The sequence below is a fragment of the Frankia sp. CgJB1 genome (assembly GCF_977947065.1).
In genome coordinates this window covers 1-16,094 of record NZ_CDWTNB010000090.1, presented here as the reverse complement: position 1 = coordinate 16,094, position 16,094 = coordinate 1, and the positions used below count along the sequence as shown (strand labels likewise).

The 16,094-nt window shown below is 70.4% G+C and carries 11 protein-coding genes and 2 pseudogenes; 7 read left to right on the top strand and 6 right to left on the bottom strand.

Going from position 1 to position 16,094, the window contains the following annotated elements:
* From AC08OT_RS11945 to AC08OT_RS11935, 3 genes are all read right to left on the bottom strand, one after another.
* Positions 1-619 (bottom strand): ferritin-like domain-containing protein (locus AC08OT_RS11945; RefSeq protein ID WP_476594200.1); only part of this gene is annotated, 619 nt, incomplete at its 3' end.
* 171 nt (positions 620-790) lie between these two features.
* Positions 791-2,470, bottom strand: a complete 1,680-nt coding sequence (locus AC08OT_RS11940; RefSeq protein WP_476597500.1) for a copper resistance CopC/CopD family protein — start codon at positions 2,468-2,470, stop codon at positions 791-793.
* Between the two features lie 5 nt (positions 2,471-2,475).
* Entirely contained in the window at positions 2,476-3,189 is a 714-nt protein-coding gene (locus tag AC08OT_RS11935; protein WP_476594198.1) for a YcnI family copper-binding membrane protein, read from the bottom strand.
* 1,076 nt (positions 3,190-4,265) lie between these two features.
* Between AC08OT_RS11935 and AC08OT_RS11930 the strand changes: the two genes are divergently transcribed.
* On the top strand, positions 4,266-4,820 hold the full coding sequence (locus AC08OT_RS11930; RefSeq protein ID WP_476596255.1) for a hypothetical protein: 555 nt from the start codon (positions 4,266-4,268) through the stop codon (positions 4,818-4,820).
* Between the two features lie 165 nt (positions 4,821-4,985).
* Here the strand turns inward: AC08OT_RS11930 and AC08OT_RS11925 are convergent, their stop codons facing one another.
* Complete coding sequence (locus AC08OT_RS11925) at positions 4,986-6,596, bottom strand: PAS domain S-box protein (protein ID WP_476594196.1); 1,611 nt, start codon at positions 6,594-6,596, stop codon at positions 4,986-4,988.
* A gap of 212 nt (positions 6,597-6,808) precedes the next feature.
* Here AC08OT_RS11925 and AC08OT_RS11920 point away from each other — a divergent pair.
* The 4 genes and pseudogenes from AC08OT_RS11920 to clpB form a co-directional block, all read left to right on the top strand.
* Positions 6,809-6,918, top strand: a pseudogene (locus AC08OT_RS11920) (Hsp70 family protein); the annotation flags it as partial.
* A 12-nt stretch (positions 6,919-6,930) separates the two neighbouring features.
* A complete protein-coding gene (locus AC08OT_RS11915; RefSeq protein ID WP_476602820.1) occupies positions 6,931-7,914 on the top strand; it encodes a DnaJ C-terminal domain-containing protein in 984 nt (327 codons plus the stop codon).
* A gap of 234 nt (positions 7,915-8,148) precedes the next feature.
* Positions 8,149-8,295 carry a hypothetical protein gene (locus AC08OT_RS11910; protein ID WP_476593926.1) on the top strand — a complete coding sequence of 49 codons (147 nt, stop codon included), beginning with the start codon at positions 8,149-8,151 and terminating at the stop codon, positions 8,293-8,295.
* Positions 8,286-10,922 carry an ATP-dependent chaperone ClpB gene (gene clpB, locus AC08OT_RS11905; protein ID WP_476593925.1) on the top strand — a complete coding sequence of 879 codons (2,637 nt, stop codon included), beginning with the start codon at positions 8,286-8,288 and terminating at the stop codon, positions 10,920-10,922. Before AC08OT_RS11910 ends, clpB begins: the two co-directional genes overlap by 10 nt.
* Before the next feature lie 46 nt (positions 10,923-10,968).
* Here the strand turns inward: clpB and AC08OT_RS11900 are convergent, their stop codons facing one another.
* Entirely contained in the window at positions 10,969-11,754 is a 786-nt protein-coding gene (locus AC08OT_RS11900) for a hypothetical protein (protein WP_476602819.1), read from the bottom strand.
* A 72-nt stretch (positions 11,755-11,826) separates the two neighbouring features.
* Entirely contained in the window at positions 11,827-12,624 is a 798-nt protein-coding gene (locus AC08OT_RS11895; RefSeq protein WP_476593923.1) for an RNA polymerase sigma factor, read from the bottom strand.
* 105 nt (positions 12,625-12,729) lie between these two features.
* Here AC08OT_RS11895 and AC08OT_RS11890 point away from each other — a divergent pair.
* Positions 12,730-15,051, top strand: a pseudogene (locus tag AC08OT_RS11890) (ATP-binding protein); the annotation flags it as partial.
* Positions 15,052-16,094: WD40 repeat domain-containing protein (locus tag AC08OT_RS11885; protein WP_476602821.1), on the top strand; the 1,043-nt coding region annotated here is incomplete at its 3' end.

Genomic DNA, 16,094 nt, shown 5'->3' with positions numbered 1-16,094 from the left:
CGTAGACACCGACCGGGTGGTTGAGCCGTGGTCTCGTAACGTAGAAATGAATCCTTTCCAGGACTGACCTCAGCTCGTGCGGGTGGAGTTCCAGGCGACGCTTCAAGTAGAAGAGGAACTCGCGGGCGTGCCCTGCTTCGTCGCGGCTCGCGCGGAGAAACAGGTCGGCCAGCACGGGCTCCTCCACCCACTCCGACATCGCCCGGTAGACCGTGTTAACGATGATCTCGGAGATCACGTTCGTGGTCAGGGTCGCACTCGGCGTGATACCGGCTTCGTACGGCTCACGCAGAGCCTTGATCTTGTCCTGGTCGATATGGACGCCCACCGCCTTGAGCCAAGCACGGAAGGCGTAGTGATGCTGAAGCTCCTGGTAGGCCCAGATGGCCACGAAGGCCGAGCAGTCGTAGTCGTCGTGGAACTCGCTGAGAAAACCGTGCAGCCCAGGGAGAGACGTCGCCTCGCCCATGACAACGCCCTTGACAAGCGAGATATAAACGGGATGAACGAGGTCACGCCGGACGTTTTCCAGCCCGAGATCGGAAACCTTCCACTGGAGGCGCTCGTAGTGCTGGAAAACATCGAAGCTATGGGACTTGTCAGCGGTGGCGGTCGGCATGGATGGATTCCTTCTGAGCTTCCCTCGCAGGCCTTTGCCGCTCTACCATGGGTTGCCTGACCGATCATTACAACCCTGATATCACACGCCAATCGAACCATTCCGATCAGCTATCGTGGAAGCGCTTACCGCCGCCCAGCGTTCACGAGCCCTTCATCGTTCACGAGTCCTTCATCGGACCTGGTAGAACACGGTTGTCACGTACTGGTCGAAATCGTTCACTCGGAGCGTGAGCCGAAGTTGCCATTCACCGGGCAACGGCGCCCGGATCCCGTCGCTCCGCGCATGGCCCGGCGCGGCCAGGCTCAGCGGAACAGTGAAGGGGCCGAGATCGGCGGCCGGCAACGACAACGCCGCACTGGCCTCCACCAGTTTCTGCGGTTTGCCGCTCGGGCCCGTGGCGTGGACGTCCAGGGTCTGGGCGCCCACCCGCGTCGGTGAGACCCGCACCTTCACCGTCATCGGACCCGCGAAGGTGGTGTCGGAGAACGGCGGTGAATAGCTGGTACGTCCCGGTACCATGTTCACCAACCCAACCGTGATCCCCAGCACGACAGCCCCGGCCACGATTTCCGCCATGATACCCCGCCGCAGCCCGGCAAGCAGAACGGTATCCGGCGAGCGGTCCGGCCGGCCGGCCGGCTGATCTCTGTTCGTTCTGTACTGCCGGCGGACCCACTGCCGCGCCAGAGCGCCGAGAGCGATCATTCCAAGGACCAGCCACACCTTGTACACCAGCAGTCGACCATAGCTGGTATCAATCAGGGCCCGTGGCGGGCCGACCTCACGCCAGCCCTGGAAGACCCCGCTGACCATCACGGCGGCAACGGCCACAACCGCGATCTTCGACCACCGGGGAAGGACCTCCGCCAGCTCGGTGGCCGATGCGCGGCGCACCAGGAAACCGGCAATCATCACCAGACCACCGATCCACACCGACATGGCGATCACATGCACCGTCGTGCTGGTGGTAGCCAGCCAAGCCAGGTCGCCGGCACTGGCATGACCGATCATGGTAAGCGTCACGGCCACCACGACACCGAGACCGGCGAGCTCCCCGTTTCCCCGCAGATCCACCGACCCGGTTCGCAACAGCCGCCGCACGAGAGGCACCATCAAAGCAAGAGCGAGCAGACGGATCAGCAGCAGGTGGCCGAACCGATCCGCCAGGGTGGTCGACAGAACCGACCACTGCCCGAGTCCCCCGAGGCCGAGCCCGGCAGCGTAGGGGCCCTGCAGCAGCAGCTGCGCGAAGGCCGCAAAAACGGATAATCCCCACGCTGCCATCAACAGCCGGCCGGGGCCGGCCGCACGAAGACCTGTCGGCCAGAGCACTATCAGAAAGAAACAGACGCCCAGTAACAGGGCCGTCGCGGCGTATCCGAGAAATCTCGCCACGGCAAAGACGACGCCCACCGTCGAGGAGCCCGATGTGCCGGAGGCCGCCGCGGCGGCGGCCTCCGGCGGCCCGCCCACACCGAAGGCGAGCGCACCGGAAACAGGATGGCTATCCGCCGAGATGACACGCCAGCTCGCCACGTACGTGCCGTTCGGCAGCCCCGGCCGGAGCGCGACCGTCGCCTGCGAGGCCTTGGGACCAGATCCGGCACGACCATCATCGACCCGCCTACCCGCGGAATCGAGCACCCGGATCGAATCGCGCGAGACCCGCACCGACTCGCTGTAGTCAAGGGTTACCCGTGCGGGTGCGACGTCGAGTGCCGCGCCGTCCACGGGGTCGCTACCCGTCAAAAGGGCATGCGCCGACGCCGACGGGACCCCGAGGCCGAGACCGATGGAGGTGGTGGCCATGACCAGGAACGTCACGGCCACCACCAGGATGCGGCGCACGACGGTTAGGCGCGCCGCCGCAAAGAGATCAGCGCGAATCCACCGGCAAGCAACCCGAGTGCGCCAAGGACGAGACCGGCGATCCCCAGGCCACGCGCCGTCCCGTCGGAATCGTCGGAGGCCGATGCGGCTTCGTCCGACCGCACCGTGGCCGCGCCATGCCCACCGGACCCCGGGGAGGATGCTGTCAGCGTGAGGACCGGCGCCGGCTTCTCAGGCTCCTGGGCGCCGGGGGCGACGACATCGACCCACCGCACGACCGAACCATCGGAGTAGATCTGCAACGCCTTGAACACAATGTGGTCGGTGTTTTCGGGCAGCGGCCCGGCGGAGACGGTGAAGGTGTCGAACTCCCCGGGCTTGATCCCGCCATCCCCCTGCGCCGTCCAGGCAATCCTGGTGACGACCTCCTTGACCTCTCCGTCGTCCGTCATGAGCGGCTTCGGCGGAGCCGCCTTGGTGATCTTGTGTGTCCACCCCGCCTTGGGCTGGACCGACACGGACACGATCGGGGTGTCGGTGGGAAGCTGGACGTCCAACCCGGTCGTGGACGCGGTGTCCTTCTCCGTGGGGACCTTGAACGACAAGGTGGCGTAGCTGCCCGCGGCAGCCGTCGGCGGCTGCACCGTGACATGGGCGGACGCCGGTCCGGCCAGGAGGAACATCGCTGCCGCGGCAGTGCCGGCAAGCATGCCGGCACGCCGAACGTTGCGGTACATAAGATCCCTTCGAACGTCCCACGGCGCGTGGGACCACCTGAAGATGCCTTGCCTTGCTCGCGCCGGGGTCGCTCGTCGGGCAGATGAGCCCGCCAGGGGAACTCGTCTACCAGGCTCGCCGTGACGTCAACGCTCGCCGTGACGTCAACCCCGGAGAAGGGGAAGCGGGTGGTCCCCGACGCCGTGCGCCACGGCCAAGGGGGCGAGCGTGCGGTCTCGGCGCCCGCTTCCGAAAGTTGATCTTCACGGTGGGTGGGACAGGCGGAACGACGGCAACGGTCACCGGATACAGCAACAGAGCCACAACGGTGCGCGGCTTCAGTCCGGCCGCACACCACACAGCCCGCTCGGAGTGACGAAGCATCAATCCCACACAGCCCACGGCAATGCCGTGGGCCGCCGTCATCGGAACATCCAGGCTCGGACCGCTGGCCAGGTGGGTGTGCGGATGCGCAAGTACGAAGGTGACATGGAGGGCGATCTGCGTCACCCCCAGACCCGCGAGCAGCGCAGCGACTCCTCGCTCGCGGTCCGCGAACCCGAACGCCACCCGGGTGAGGAGGAGGACCGCAACCAGCATGATCCCAGCGGCTGGCCGCGGCGCCCCGCCAGAGACGTGCGCTGCCCAGGCCAGACACACCGAGGACGAGGCGAACACCACGGCTCGGCCCAACCGGGCCGTTCCCCTGTCCATCTCGCACCCTGTTGCCACAACGAGCAAGCTTGCCATGCCCGCCGCGGTCATGGCCACACCCCCGGAACCGTGCGACTGGGGTTGATGATCTGGGGCGACGACCTCATTCAACCCGAACCGCCACCAGGCAGCCGCGGGCACCGCGATGATCGCCGTGAACACGATGCCCGAGGCCAGAAAGCCCAGGCCCATCCAGCTGGCCGATGCCGATCCACCGATACGGAGTCTGCCGCCGTCGGGCACTGCCGCCGTCGGGCACTGCCGCCGTCGGGCACTGAGGAATGACGGGCGGCGGATCCCGGGCAGGAAAGCACCTCCAGCCACTCGAAGGCGCCTTCGAGTACTCCGTCTACCGCAGACGCCTACCGCAGACGTCCGACAGGTGGGGTGCTTTCCGTCGTTGGACGGCACCCCACCCTCCGGTCCGCCTCGGCGGCTACGCCGCGGTGAACGGCTGCTGCCCGCCGAACCGCTGCCCGGCCTGCTCCGCCGTGGGCTGTTCCGCCTGGCCCGCGGTGAACGGCTGCTGCCCGCCGAACCGCTGCCCGGCCTGCTCCGCCGTGGGCTGCTCAGCCTGGCCCCCGGCGGCCGGCTGCTCGGCCGCGGCTGGCGCTGGGGCCTGCTCGGCTGCAGCCTGCGCCGCTGCGGTGGGTTGCGCTGCTGGACCGGCGCCTGCGCCCGCCGCAACACCCACCAGCTCGCGTATCCTGCTTTCCACGTACCTGTCGCTGTAGTGCGACCTGTCGGCGATGCGCTGAACAAGGTCGTCGACGCTCGAGGCTGCGTCCAGGTCCGACGCGTTTACCTCGGCGAACTGGTCAAGGATCTGGTATCGGATCTGCTGCCAGTTTTGCCGCAGCACGCGCTCCACCTGCTGCGCTTCCTGCTGATGCATTATCATCACTCTACCCCGGTCGGGCATCCGTCCCACGGCTGAGCCTATGACGCGGGCAGAGACTGTCAACCGCAGAAACCACCACCCGTGACCAGGGCCGCGCGGCAGGACGAGCGACGACGAAAGCGCCGGCTGACGGATATTTCTTATCAACGGGGCAGAAAGGAAATATCCTGGCCGTTGAGGTGGGTCCTGGTTGATTCGTGGTCAGGTCGGAGGGTCGAGGGCTTCTCGGACTTTGGCGAGCAGGACCCGTTCGGAGAAGGGCTTTTCGAGCAGGATGACACCGGGATCAAGTTTCCCCTGGGTGGTGAGGACCGGGTGGGCGTAGCCGGACATGTAGAGCACCCGGGTGTCGGGGCGAGTGGAGCGGATCCGGCCGGCGAGTTCCTTGCCCTGCATGCGCGGCATGATGACGTCGGTCAGCAGCAGGTGGACGGGGCCGGGGTGGTCGGCGGCGAGGGGGATGGCCTCGTCGGCGGAGGTAGCGGTGAGGACCTGGTAGCCGTTGCGGGCAAGCAGGCGACGGGTGACCTCGAGGATGGCGGGCTGGTCCTCGACGAGCAGGACGGTCTCGCCCGCGTGTGCCGGAGTGCCGGTCGCGGTGTCCGGCTGACCGGCGGCGTCCGGCTGACCGGCGGCGGTGGCGGGGAGCAGGCAGCGAATGGTGGTGCCGACCCCGGGTTCGGAGTAGATGTCGGTGTGCCCGCCGGCCTGGCTGATGATCCCGTAGACGGTGGCGAGGCCGAGGCCGGAGCCTTCCCCCTTGGGTTTCGTGGTGAAGAACGGTTCGAAGACCCGGGCAAGGACCTCCGGGGGCATGCCGGTGCCGCTGTCGGAGACGCGGATCCGTGCATGCGGGCCGGCTTTCACGCCCGGGCGTTCGCTCGCGTAATCCGGATCGATAGTGATGTTGGCGGTGTCGATGGTCAGCACGCCGCCGTCGGGCATGGCGTCGCGGGCGTTGACGGCAAGGTTGGTCAGGACCTGTTCGATCTGGCCGGGGTCAGCCAGGATGGGCCACAGCTCGGGCTGCAGATGGATGTGCAGCTCGATGTGTTCGCCCAAGGTGCGGTGCAGCAGGTTCTCCAGGTCGGTGACGACCTGGTTGAGGCTGAGTACCCGGGGCTGCACGGTTTCGCGGCGGCCGAAGGTGAGGAGCTGGTGGGTGAGGACGGTGCCGCGGTCGGCGGCGCGTTGGATCTGTTCGATGTCGCGCAGTACGTCGTTCCACCGTCCGTCCGCGGTCTGAGTGGCGGCGGCCTGGGTGACCTCCTCGGCGACGAACGAGGCGTAGTTGATGATGACTCCGAGGAGGTTGTTGAAGTCGTGCGCCACCCCGCCGGCGAGCTGGCCGAGGCTTTCCAACCGCTGGGACTGGTGGAGCTGGGCCTCGAAGTTGCGGCGTTGCGCCTCGACGCGCAACCGTTCCCCCTCGGCCTGGGCTTCGAGGCGGTCGGTGACGTCCCGGACCGTCGCGGAGACGAGTATTCCCTCCTCGGTCTCCAGCGGGCTGAGACTGATCTCTACGGGGAACTCGCTGCCGTTGCGGCGGCGGGCAGCGAGCTGGAGGCGGGCACCCATCGGCCGGGGGTGGGGGTCGGCAAAGTAGCGGTCCCGATGATCAGGATGGACGGCGCGGGCACCGACCGGGATGAGGATCTCGACCGGTTGGCCGATCAGTTCGTCGCGGGTGTAGCCGAACAGCCGCTCGGCCTGCGCGTTGACCAGGACGATGGCCCCATCGTCCCGGACGGCGACGATCGCGTCCGGCGCCGCCTCCAACAGACCACTGGCCAGGTCTGAGGAACCCTTCACCACATCACCACGATCGGTAATTGATCTATCTCTTTAAGTGATGCGGAGTGGACCATAGCACAGATGCCGACCCCCCGTGCCAACCCGTGCCGACCCGCCACCGTGGTTCACCGCTTATGCGTGCCTTCTCCCGGAGGACCGACCTGATCGGCTTGGTGGGATTCCGGCGGGTGGTTTTGAGGCGCCGGTGGATCGGGAAGCCATCGGATGGCGTAACATTCGGCCTCGGCGGCGGCACGTTTGGCGTGAGCATCTTCGACGTCGAGGACGGGGTGGTCGAGGTCCGGGCCACGGCCGGGGACAGCACTTGGGCGGCGATGAGGAGTGAGCGCCGATGGCCCGCGACTACTACGAGGTTCTCGGCCTCCGGCGCGACGCAGGCGGCGAGGAGGTGCAGCAGGCCTACCGCCGCCTCGCCCGCCGTTACCACCCCGACGTCAACCGCAGCCCGGAGGCGGAGGAGCGGTTCAAGGAGATCGGTGAGGCGTACCACGTGCTGTCCGACCCGAAGACGCGGGCGCGCTACAACCGGTTCGGCGCGGACTTCCGGCGCCTCCCCGAGGACTACGAGGAGCGGGTGGCCGCCGGCGCGGGCGTCGACGGAGGCTGGCCAGCCGGTGGTCGGGGCCGGGCCCGCGGCGTCGGGGTGGAACCCGGCTTCGGCGGGGATGGCTGGGATGGGGGGGCGGGTTTCGGCACAGCCGGATTCGAGGATCTGTTCGGAACCCTTTTCGGGGCCCGTGGCGCGGCCGGGCCGATCCCGGGCGCCGACCAGGAAGCCGAGCTCAGCCTGACGGTCGAGGAGGCGTACCGGGGTGGTCGCCGCCGGGTCACGCTGACCGGCTCGGACGGGCCGCGTTCTTACCAGGTCAGCATCCCCGCGGGGGTGGTGGCCGGTCAGCGGATCCGGCTGGCCGGGCAGGGCGGCCGTGGCAGCGGTGACGCCCCGCCCGGCGACCTCTACCTGCAGGTACGGATCGCACTGCACCCCCGCTATCGGGTGGGCGGCCGCGATATCCAGCTGAAGCTACCGGTCACCCCGTGGGAGGCGGCGCTGGGCGCGACGGTCTCGACCAGCACTCCCGGCGGCGAGGTCAAGGTCCACGTCCCGGCGGGTTCGTCGAGTGGCCGCCGGCTGCGGCTGCGTGGCGAGGGCCTGCCGAATCCGTCGGGACGGCCGGGCGACCTCTACGCCGAGGTCAGCGTGGCAGTGCCGCCGACGCTGACCGGCCGGGAGCGGGCGCTGTTCGGAGAACTGGCGGCCACCTCGACCTTCGACCCGAGAAACTCCGACCCGAGCAAGGGATCCTGGCGATGACCATCCCATCCCCGTCGCAGCAGCGGACGGCGCCGTCGCCGATCACCCGGCCGCGTTACCCGCTGGCACCAGCCCGGAAGCTGACCGTGGAGACGGTCGCCAGCCGCGGCGGGCTGCATCCCGACCTGGTCCGCCGGTTCGTGGCGCTCGGCCTGCTGGAGGCCTCCCGCGACGCCACCGGGACGCTGTGGTTCGCTCCGGACACCACCGGCGACGATCGCGAGGATCCAACGGTTGCGGGCCGGCCTGTGCCTGAACTACGCCGCGATCGGTCTCGTCCTCGACCTGCTCGACCGCATCGACCTGCTGGAAGCCGCGCTGCGCGGTGACCAGGCCGCTCGATCTCCGACAGCCGCAAGGAGCACACCGCCGTGGACATGAACCGGCTGACTCAGAAGTCCCAGGAGGCCTTGGCCGCGGCGCAGGCCAGGGCGACCGCGCTCGGGCACACCGAGGTCGACGGCGAGCATCTGCTCCTCGCCCTGCTGCAGGCCCCGGACGGGCTGATCCCCCGGTTGATCGGGCAGACCGGCGCCGACTCCGCCGCGCTGGCCGCCGCTGTCGAAGCCGACCTGGCCCGGCGGCCGAAGGTCAGCGGGCCGGGCGCCGCCCCCGGGCGGGTGTTCCTCACCCAGCGGCTGTCCCGGCTGCTGGATGCGGCCGAGCGCGAGGCCGGGCGGCTCAGGGACGACTACGTCTCGGTGGAACACCTTCTCCTCGCGCTGGCTGAGGAGGGGTCGGCCACCGAGGCCGGGAGGCGGCTGGCGGAGCATGGGATCACCCGGGAGTCGTTCCTCGCTGCGCTCACCCAGGTACGCGGCCATCAGCGGGTCACCTCCGCGACGCCGGAAGCCACCTACGAGGCGCTGGAGAAGTACGGCCGCGACCTGGTTGCCCAGGCCCGCGACGGCACGCTGGAACCGGTCATCGGCCGCGACGCCGAGATCCGCCGCGTCATCCAGATCCTCAGCCGCAAGACGAAGAACAACCCGGTGCTGCTCGGCGACCCGGGCGTCGGCAAGACCGCGATCGTGGAGGGCCTGGCGCAGCGCATCGTCCGCCGCGACGTCCCGGAAGGACTACGCGACAAGACGATCTTCGCGTTGGACCTGGGATCCCTGGTCGCGGGCGCCAAGTACCGCGGCGAGTTCGAGGAGCGGCTCAAGGCCGTGCTGGCCGAGGTCAAGGCCGCCCAGGGCCGCATTCTGCTCTTCGTTGACGAGCTACACACCGTGATGGGAGCCGGCGCGGCCGAAGGCGCCATGGACGCCGGCAACATGCTCAAGCCGATGCTCGCCCGCGGCGAGCTGCACATGATCGGCGCAACGACGCTGGACGAGTACCGCAAGCGCGTGGAGTCCGACACCGCACTGGAACGCCGCTTCCAGCCGGTCATGGTCGACGAGCCCACCGTCGAGGACACCATCTCGATCCTGCGCGGGCTGCGGGAACGCTTCGAGATCTACCACGGAGTAAAGATCCAGGATGGCGCACTGGTCGCCGCTGCCACGATGAGCAACCGTTACATCACCGACCGATTCCTGCCGGACAAGGCGATCGACCTGGTCGACGAGGCCTGCGCCCGGCTACGCACCGAGATCGACTCGATGCCCGCCGAGCTCGACGAGATCACCCGGCGGGTCACCCGCCTGGAAATCGAGGAAGCCGCCCTGGCCAAGGAGACCGACCCGGTCAGCGAGACCCGGCTGGCCGAGCTGCGCCGGGAGCTCACCGACCTGCGCGCCGAGGCCGACGCCAAGCGCGCTCAGTGGGATGCTGAACGCCAGGCGATCCGGCGGGTTCAGCAGCTACGCGAGGAGCTCGAACGGGTGCGCCGCGAAGCCGAGGAAGCCGAACGAGCCTACGACCTGAACCGGGCCGCCGAGCTGCGCTACGGCCGGTTGGGTGAGCTGAGACGGCGACTCGCGGCCGAGGAGGACCGGCTCGCCGCCAAACAGGGCGAGCAGCGGCTGCTGCGCGAGGTCATCACCGACGAGGAGATCGCCGAGATCGTCGCGGCCTGGACCGGCATCCCGGTCTCCCGGCTGCGCGAGACCGAACGCGAGAAGCTGCTGTGCCTCGACGACACCCTGCGCCAGCGGGTCGTCGGCCAGGATGAGGCCGTCACGCTGGTCACCGACGCGATCATCCGGGCCCGCTCCGGCATCCGCGACCCCCGCCGGCCCATCGGCTCGTTCATCTTCCTCGGACCCACCGGCGTCGGCAAGACCGAGCTGGCCAGGGCCTTGGCCGCCGCCCTGTTCGACACCGAGGAGAACATGACCCGCCTCGACATGAGCGAGTACCAGGAACGGCACACGGTCAGCCGGCTCGTCGGCGCTCCCCCCGGCTACGTCGGCTACGAGGAGGGCGGCCAGCTCACCGAGGCGGTCCGACGCAAGCCCTACGCGGTGGTGCTCTTCGACGAGATCGAGAAGGCACACACCGACGTGTTCAACGTCCTGCTGCAGATCCTCGATGACGGCCGCGTCACCGACGCCCAGGGACACCGGGTTGACTTCCGCAACACCGTCATCATCATGACCTCCAACATCGGCTCCCCCTACCTGCTCGACGGCGTCGACTCCGATGGGCAGATCCGATCCGACGCGCAGGCCCGGGTGATGGCCGACCTGCGCGGGCACTTCCGCCCGGAGTTCCTCAATCGGATCGACGACATCATCCTGTTCCGGCCGCTGGGCCTACCCCAGCTCGAGCGGATCGTCGATCTCCAGTTCTCTGACCTGCGCGGACGCCTGGCCGAGCGGCGGATCACCCTCGAGCTGACCGACGCCGGCCGGCGTCTGATCGCCCGGGCGGGATATGACCCGGTCTACGGCGCCCGGCCGCTGCGCCGTTACATCTCCCACGACGTCGAAACCCGCATCGGCCGCGCGCTGCTCCGCGGCGAGGTCACCGAAGGCGGAACGGTGCGCGTCGACGCCCACGACGGCGAACTGGTCGTCAGCTGTCAGGCAACGGACGCGCGGCACGGGCTCGCCGCCTGAACCCCCGACCCCTCCAGGCCGGCCGGCCCCCTCCTGGGACCACCGGTCAGCGACGAACCGACGGCGCCACGCTAGCGCCGAGACCGGCGCCGCCCGGCCCGGCGTTCGCATCCACACCCGCGCTCGGCCCCACCCTGACGCCGAGACCCGCACCACCCGGCCCCGCGGTCGTACCCACGCCCGCGCCCGGAACCTGCGCGCCGACACCCGTGCCGCCCGGCCCGGCGGCCGCACCCACCCCGGCGCCGGCCTCGGCCTCGGCCTGCAGGGCCTTCGCGCAGAAGGCGCCGACCTGGTCACTGCCGCCAGCGGCCGTGACCAGCGCGTTCAGGTCCGGGGAACTGAGAGCCGCGCCGGCGTCGGCCGTGTAGGTATGGCACAGCGCGAGCAGCGACGCCGAGACGGACGCACCGGCGCTCGGCGCCGAGACCCGCGGCGCGGTCACCTCGGCGGAGGGCGTAGCCACCGGGGACACGGCGGCGCTGCCACCTACACCGGGGACGGGCAGTACTCCTGTGCCAGCGGCGGCGGCGACGCCTCCGACGGCCGTGGCCGCGACCGCCACGGCGGCGACCTTCGCGGTCAGGAACTTCGCGAGCAACAACTTGAACATGGGCTCTCTCCGCGGCTGGGTGACGTGAGCGAGACGCGCCTCCCGGAAAGCGGCCACAGCCGCTTCCTCACCGTCGAGCTCGCCATCGCGGGCCGGAGCGGCCACAGCGGCGAGCAGGTCGGCAAGGGGATCCGCACCGGCCCCCGCATTGACCGGGCCGCCGCGAAGCATCCGCTCCGCGGCGCCCCGGCCGATCCGACGGGGTCGGTGTGTGCTCATCTCACGTCCTTCAGCGTCGAAGCCCTCACCGGTGTTACACCTGGCCGTGTTGCACCTGACCGGAACCCATGATCATCGCTGCGCGCCGCCACCCCGACCATGTTCACCTGGTTCACCTGCCTCCGGTCGACCAGCCCCGGTAACCCCACATTCGCCGAGCTGTTCGGCGAGCCTGCGCAGCCCTCGGTGCGCCGCGGTGCGGACCGCGCCGGCGCGCTTGCCCAGGACTCGCCCCGCGGTCTTCGCGTCCAGCCCCATGACCACTCGCAGGAGCACCGCCTCCGCCTGGTCCAACGGCAGGCCCGCGATCAGGCGCATGGCGGCCTCGGTGGACATCGCCTCCAACGCTTCGCCGGCGGTGTCATCGGGCGCGGCCATCTCCATCATCACCGTCTCGACCGGTACGTCACCGCGCGGGCGGCGAGATCGCCGGCGCAGCTGGTCGAGCGCGCGATGACGCGCGATCGTGGCTGCCCAGCCGCGAAACCCGTCGAAGTCCCCGCGGAACGACGGCAGGTCCCGGGCTATCTGCAGCCACGTCTCGGACGCGACATCCTCGGCCTCGTCACCGACGAGTACCCGCAGGTACCGCAACAGACCCGGCTGGATCGTCCGATAGAGCAGCCTGAAGGCCGCCTCGTCACCGCGGCGTGCCTCGCTCACCGCCGAAGAAAGATCCGGCTCCTCGACGGACGGCCTGCCGACCCCGGTGCGGGTTTGGTGGCCGGTCGTCGGCGTCGGCACCAGCGCCGCCGGGCCGCCAGGCGTGGAGGCCGACCCCGCCGAGGTCGACCCCGCCGAGAAAGATGATCGTCGTGGGATGCCCTCAGTGGCGACCGCATCTGCGCTCAGCTCCGCGCTCTCGCTCACCGCGCAGATGATGCGACCTCGCCCGGAACGACCGGACATGGGGGGCTTGCTTATAGCACAGCGACAACGCACTGGCACGGTCAGACTCAGCCACGCTCGAGGATAATGTTCGGGTTCCGCGGCATTCCACCCGGGCGCCGTCGGATTGATCTATGGTTGGTGCGCCAGCTGGCTAACCTGGTCGGGGGCATCTGGCCGCTTGTGTCGGGTGCGGGGGGCGGGGCGAGAGCTGTGGCTCGTTCATCGACGTCGCGGACGTCGCGGTTGGTTCTGGGATCCGCCGGTGCGCGGGTTCTCGTCGTCGGCACGGGCGGGCTCGGTGGGCCCGGCGCCGACCGGGCGGGCGAGGTCGGCGCCGTGGTAGCGCGGGCCGTGGCGGCGGTCGGCGGCGTGTTCGTGGAGCGCTGCGGGCTGGCCGAGGAAAGCCTGCGCACGGTCGTCGACCCGGCGACCCCGCTCGATCTCGGCGAGGCTCTCGCGGCGGCCGTCGAGCAGGCCACCGAGGCTCTCCTCGTCTACTACGCCGGCATCGTCCTCATCGACGCCGACGGGATGATCTACCTGGCGACGGCCGTGTCGGACAGCCGTCCCCATCGCCTGGCCTACACGGCCCTACCGTTGTCGTCAGTCCTGGCGACGATGGCGACGAGCCGGGCCGCCACCCGGCTCATCGCCGTCGATGGTCTGTGGGTGCGGACCACGGCCGCCCACTCCACCGTCCCGCCGGTGCCACCTCGCGTTCCCGGTCTTCGCGAGGATGTTGCCGGTCCTCGTGAAGATGCGGGGGGCGGCGCCGACGCGGCCGCGGCCGGCGACGGCATGGAGCTGCTCGTGCTGACCTCGCCGCTGGCCGTGCACACCGGGCAGGCGGCGCACACCGGATCGGCGGCGGGTGACGGACCGCCGCTGTCCGCCGACCTGGTCCGGCTCCTCGTCAACGGCGACCCGGACGGCCCGGTCGAGCTGAGCGTCGGGCAGGTGACCCGGCGGCTCGCCCAACGTTTCACCGCGGCCGGGAACGCAGTGCTGCATTCCGCCGCCGCCTGGTCGGATGGGGTGATCCTCGCCGGCAACGCCGCGCACACCCCGCCGATCGCCGACCTGGGGCCGGCGCCGACCACCGTGCTCACCGACGGCCCCGGCCCGGTGGTGACTCCCACCCCGCGACAGCCGGCGGGGCTTCCCAGCGCACCGGACGGCGGGGTGACCACCGGTGAGGCCGCCTGCCCCTATCCCGGTCTCGCCTCGTTCGGCGCCGGCACGCAGCGCTGGTTCTTCGGGCGGGAGCGAGCGACGGCCGAGGCGCTGTCGCGGCTGGAGGAACGGCTGGACGGCGCGGGTCCGCTGGTGCTCGTCGGTGCCTCCGGCTCGGGAAAGTCGTCGCTGCTGGGCGCCGGGCTGCTCCCGGCGCTCGCCCGGGGCGCAGTGGCAGGCGCCCGCGGTTGGCCGCAGGTCCTGATGACACCCACGGATCACCCGGCCCGCGAGCTGGCCCGCACGGTGGCGCAGGCGGCCGGGCTGTCCGTGCTCGCAGCGGCACGGCTCGACGTCGTCTCGGAACCCGCCCGATTCGTCGGGGCGCTGTCGGATCTGCTTGCCCTGCGTCCGGCCGCCGGCGGGACCACCCCGCCCACCCGGCGGGTGGTGATCGTCGTTGACCAGTTCGAGGAGACGTTCACCCTGTGCGCGGACGAGGAGGAGCGCGGCGCGTTCATCCGCGCGCTGGTCGCCGCGTGCCGCGGGGACGGGGCCACCCGTCCACCGGCGGTCGTCGTCATCGGCGTCCGCGCCGACTTCTATGGCTGGTGCGCGGCCTATCCAGAGCTGGTGGACGCGCTCCAGACGGGGCAGGTCGTGGTCGGGCCGATGACCGCGGCGGAGGTACGCGACGCCATCGTGAAGCCGGCCGAGGCGGTAGGGCTCACGGTGGAGCCGGGCCTGGTCGATCTGATGCTGCACGACCTCGGCGCCGACGAGCACGGCGTCGTCGCCGACCCCGGATCGTTGCCCCTGCTCGCGCACGCGCTGCGCGCCACCTGGCGGGAACGCGAGAACGGCACCCTGACGGTGGCCGGTTACCTGCGGGCCGGGGGTCTACGGGGGGCCATCGCCCGGACGGCGGAGGAGACCTTCGGCACGCTGGACGCGGCCGGCCAGGATGCGGCCTGGCAGATCCTGCTACAGATGATCCAGTTCGGGGATGGGACGGACGACACCCGCCGCCGCGTCTCACGCACCGAGCTGCTGTCCACGTCGCCGTAGGCCCAGGACTCGCCGTCGGCCCAGGACGTCTCCGCCGTCCTCGACGCGCTGGTCGCCGCCCGACTCGTCACCGTGGACGCCGACACCGTCGAGATCTCCCACGAGGCGCTGCTGCGCTCGTGGCCGCGACTGCGCGAGTGGATCGAGGTCGATCGCGCCGCGGCAATGACCCGACAGCGGCTCACCGACGCCGCGGCCACCTGGGACGACGGCGGGCGGGACCCGTCCTACCTGTTCACCGGCAGTCGGCTGGCGACCGTCCGGGAGTGGGCGCAGGCCGGGCAGCGGCAGACGGCACTGAGCCCGGTCGCGCGGGACTTTCTGGCGGCCTCCCTCGCGGCCGAGCAGGCGGCGCAGCGGGCCGAGGCCCGGCGGACCAGGCGGCTGCACCAGCTCGTCGCCGCTCTCACGGTGCTGACCCTGATCGCCGGTGGAGCGATGGCGTTCGCCTTCCGGCAACGGGCCCAGATCGCCGGCGAGCGGGACCGGGCGCTGTCGGTGGCGATCGGCCGGCAGGCCGATCAGCTGCGCAGGTCCGACCCGCTGGCCGCCGCCCAGCTCGGCGCCGTCGCCTACCGGCTGGCGCCGACGGCGGAGGCGCGCAGCGCCGTGCTGTCGACGTTCGCGAGCGACTACGGCTTCGCCACCCGTCACCTCGGCACGCAGACCCGTCCGATCGGCGCGGTCGCCTACAGCCGGGACGGCAGGCTGGTGGCGACGGCGAGCGACGACTGGACGGTCGCCCTGTGGTCCGCGTCAGACTCCACCCGCCGCACCCCGCTCAGCACGATCAGGGGCCACCGGCTGGCGGTGAAGTCCGTGGCGTTCAGCCCGGACGGCCGGTTCGTCGCCACCGGGAGCGACGACCGGACGATCCGGCTGTGGACCATCACCGATCCCACTCACCCGGTGCTCGCGGCGACGTTACCCGGCGCCTCCGACTCGATTCACGGGCTGGCCTTCCGCCCCGACAGCCGGGTCCTTGCCACCGGCGGGTACGGATCACAGGTGCGGCTGTGGGACGTCTCCGACGTGAGCGCGATCCGGCCGGCCGGCGCGATCACCGCCCACACCGCGAACGTCCGCGCCGTCGCGTTCAGTCCCGACGGCACCGAGCTGCTGACCGGTGGCGACGACGGCCGGGCTCTGCTGTGGGACGTGCGGGACCTCGCCGCCCCGGCAGAGCTGAGCGAGCTGAAGGGCGAGGC

What these genes read in the sequence shown, in the direction of transcription:
- AC08OT_RS11935 (WP_476594198.1), bottom strand. Translation starts at nt 3,189, where the DNA reads ATGTACCGCAACGTTCGGCGTGCCGGCATGCTTGCCGGCACTGCCGCG.
- AC08OT_RS11915 (WP_476602820.1), top strand. Translation starts at nt 6,931, where the DNA reads ATGGCCCGCGACTACTACGAGGTTCTCGGCCTCCGGCGCGACGCAGGC.
- AC08OT_RS11900 (WP_476602819.1), bottom strand. Translation starts at nt 11,754, where the DNA reads ATGAGCACACACCGACCCCGTCGGATCGGCCGGGGCGCCGCGGAGCGG.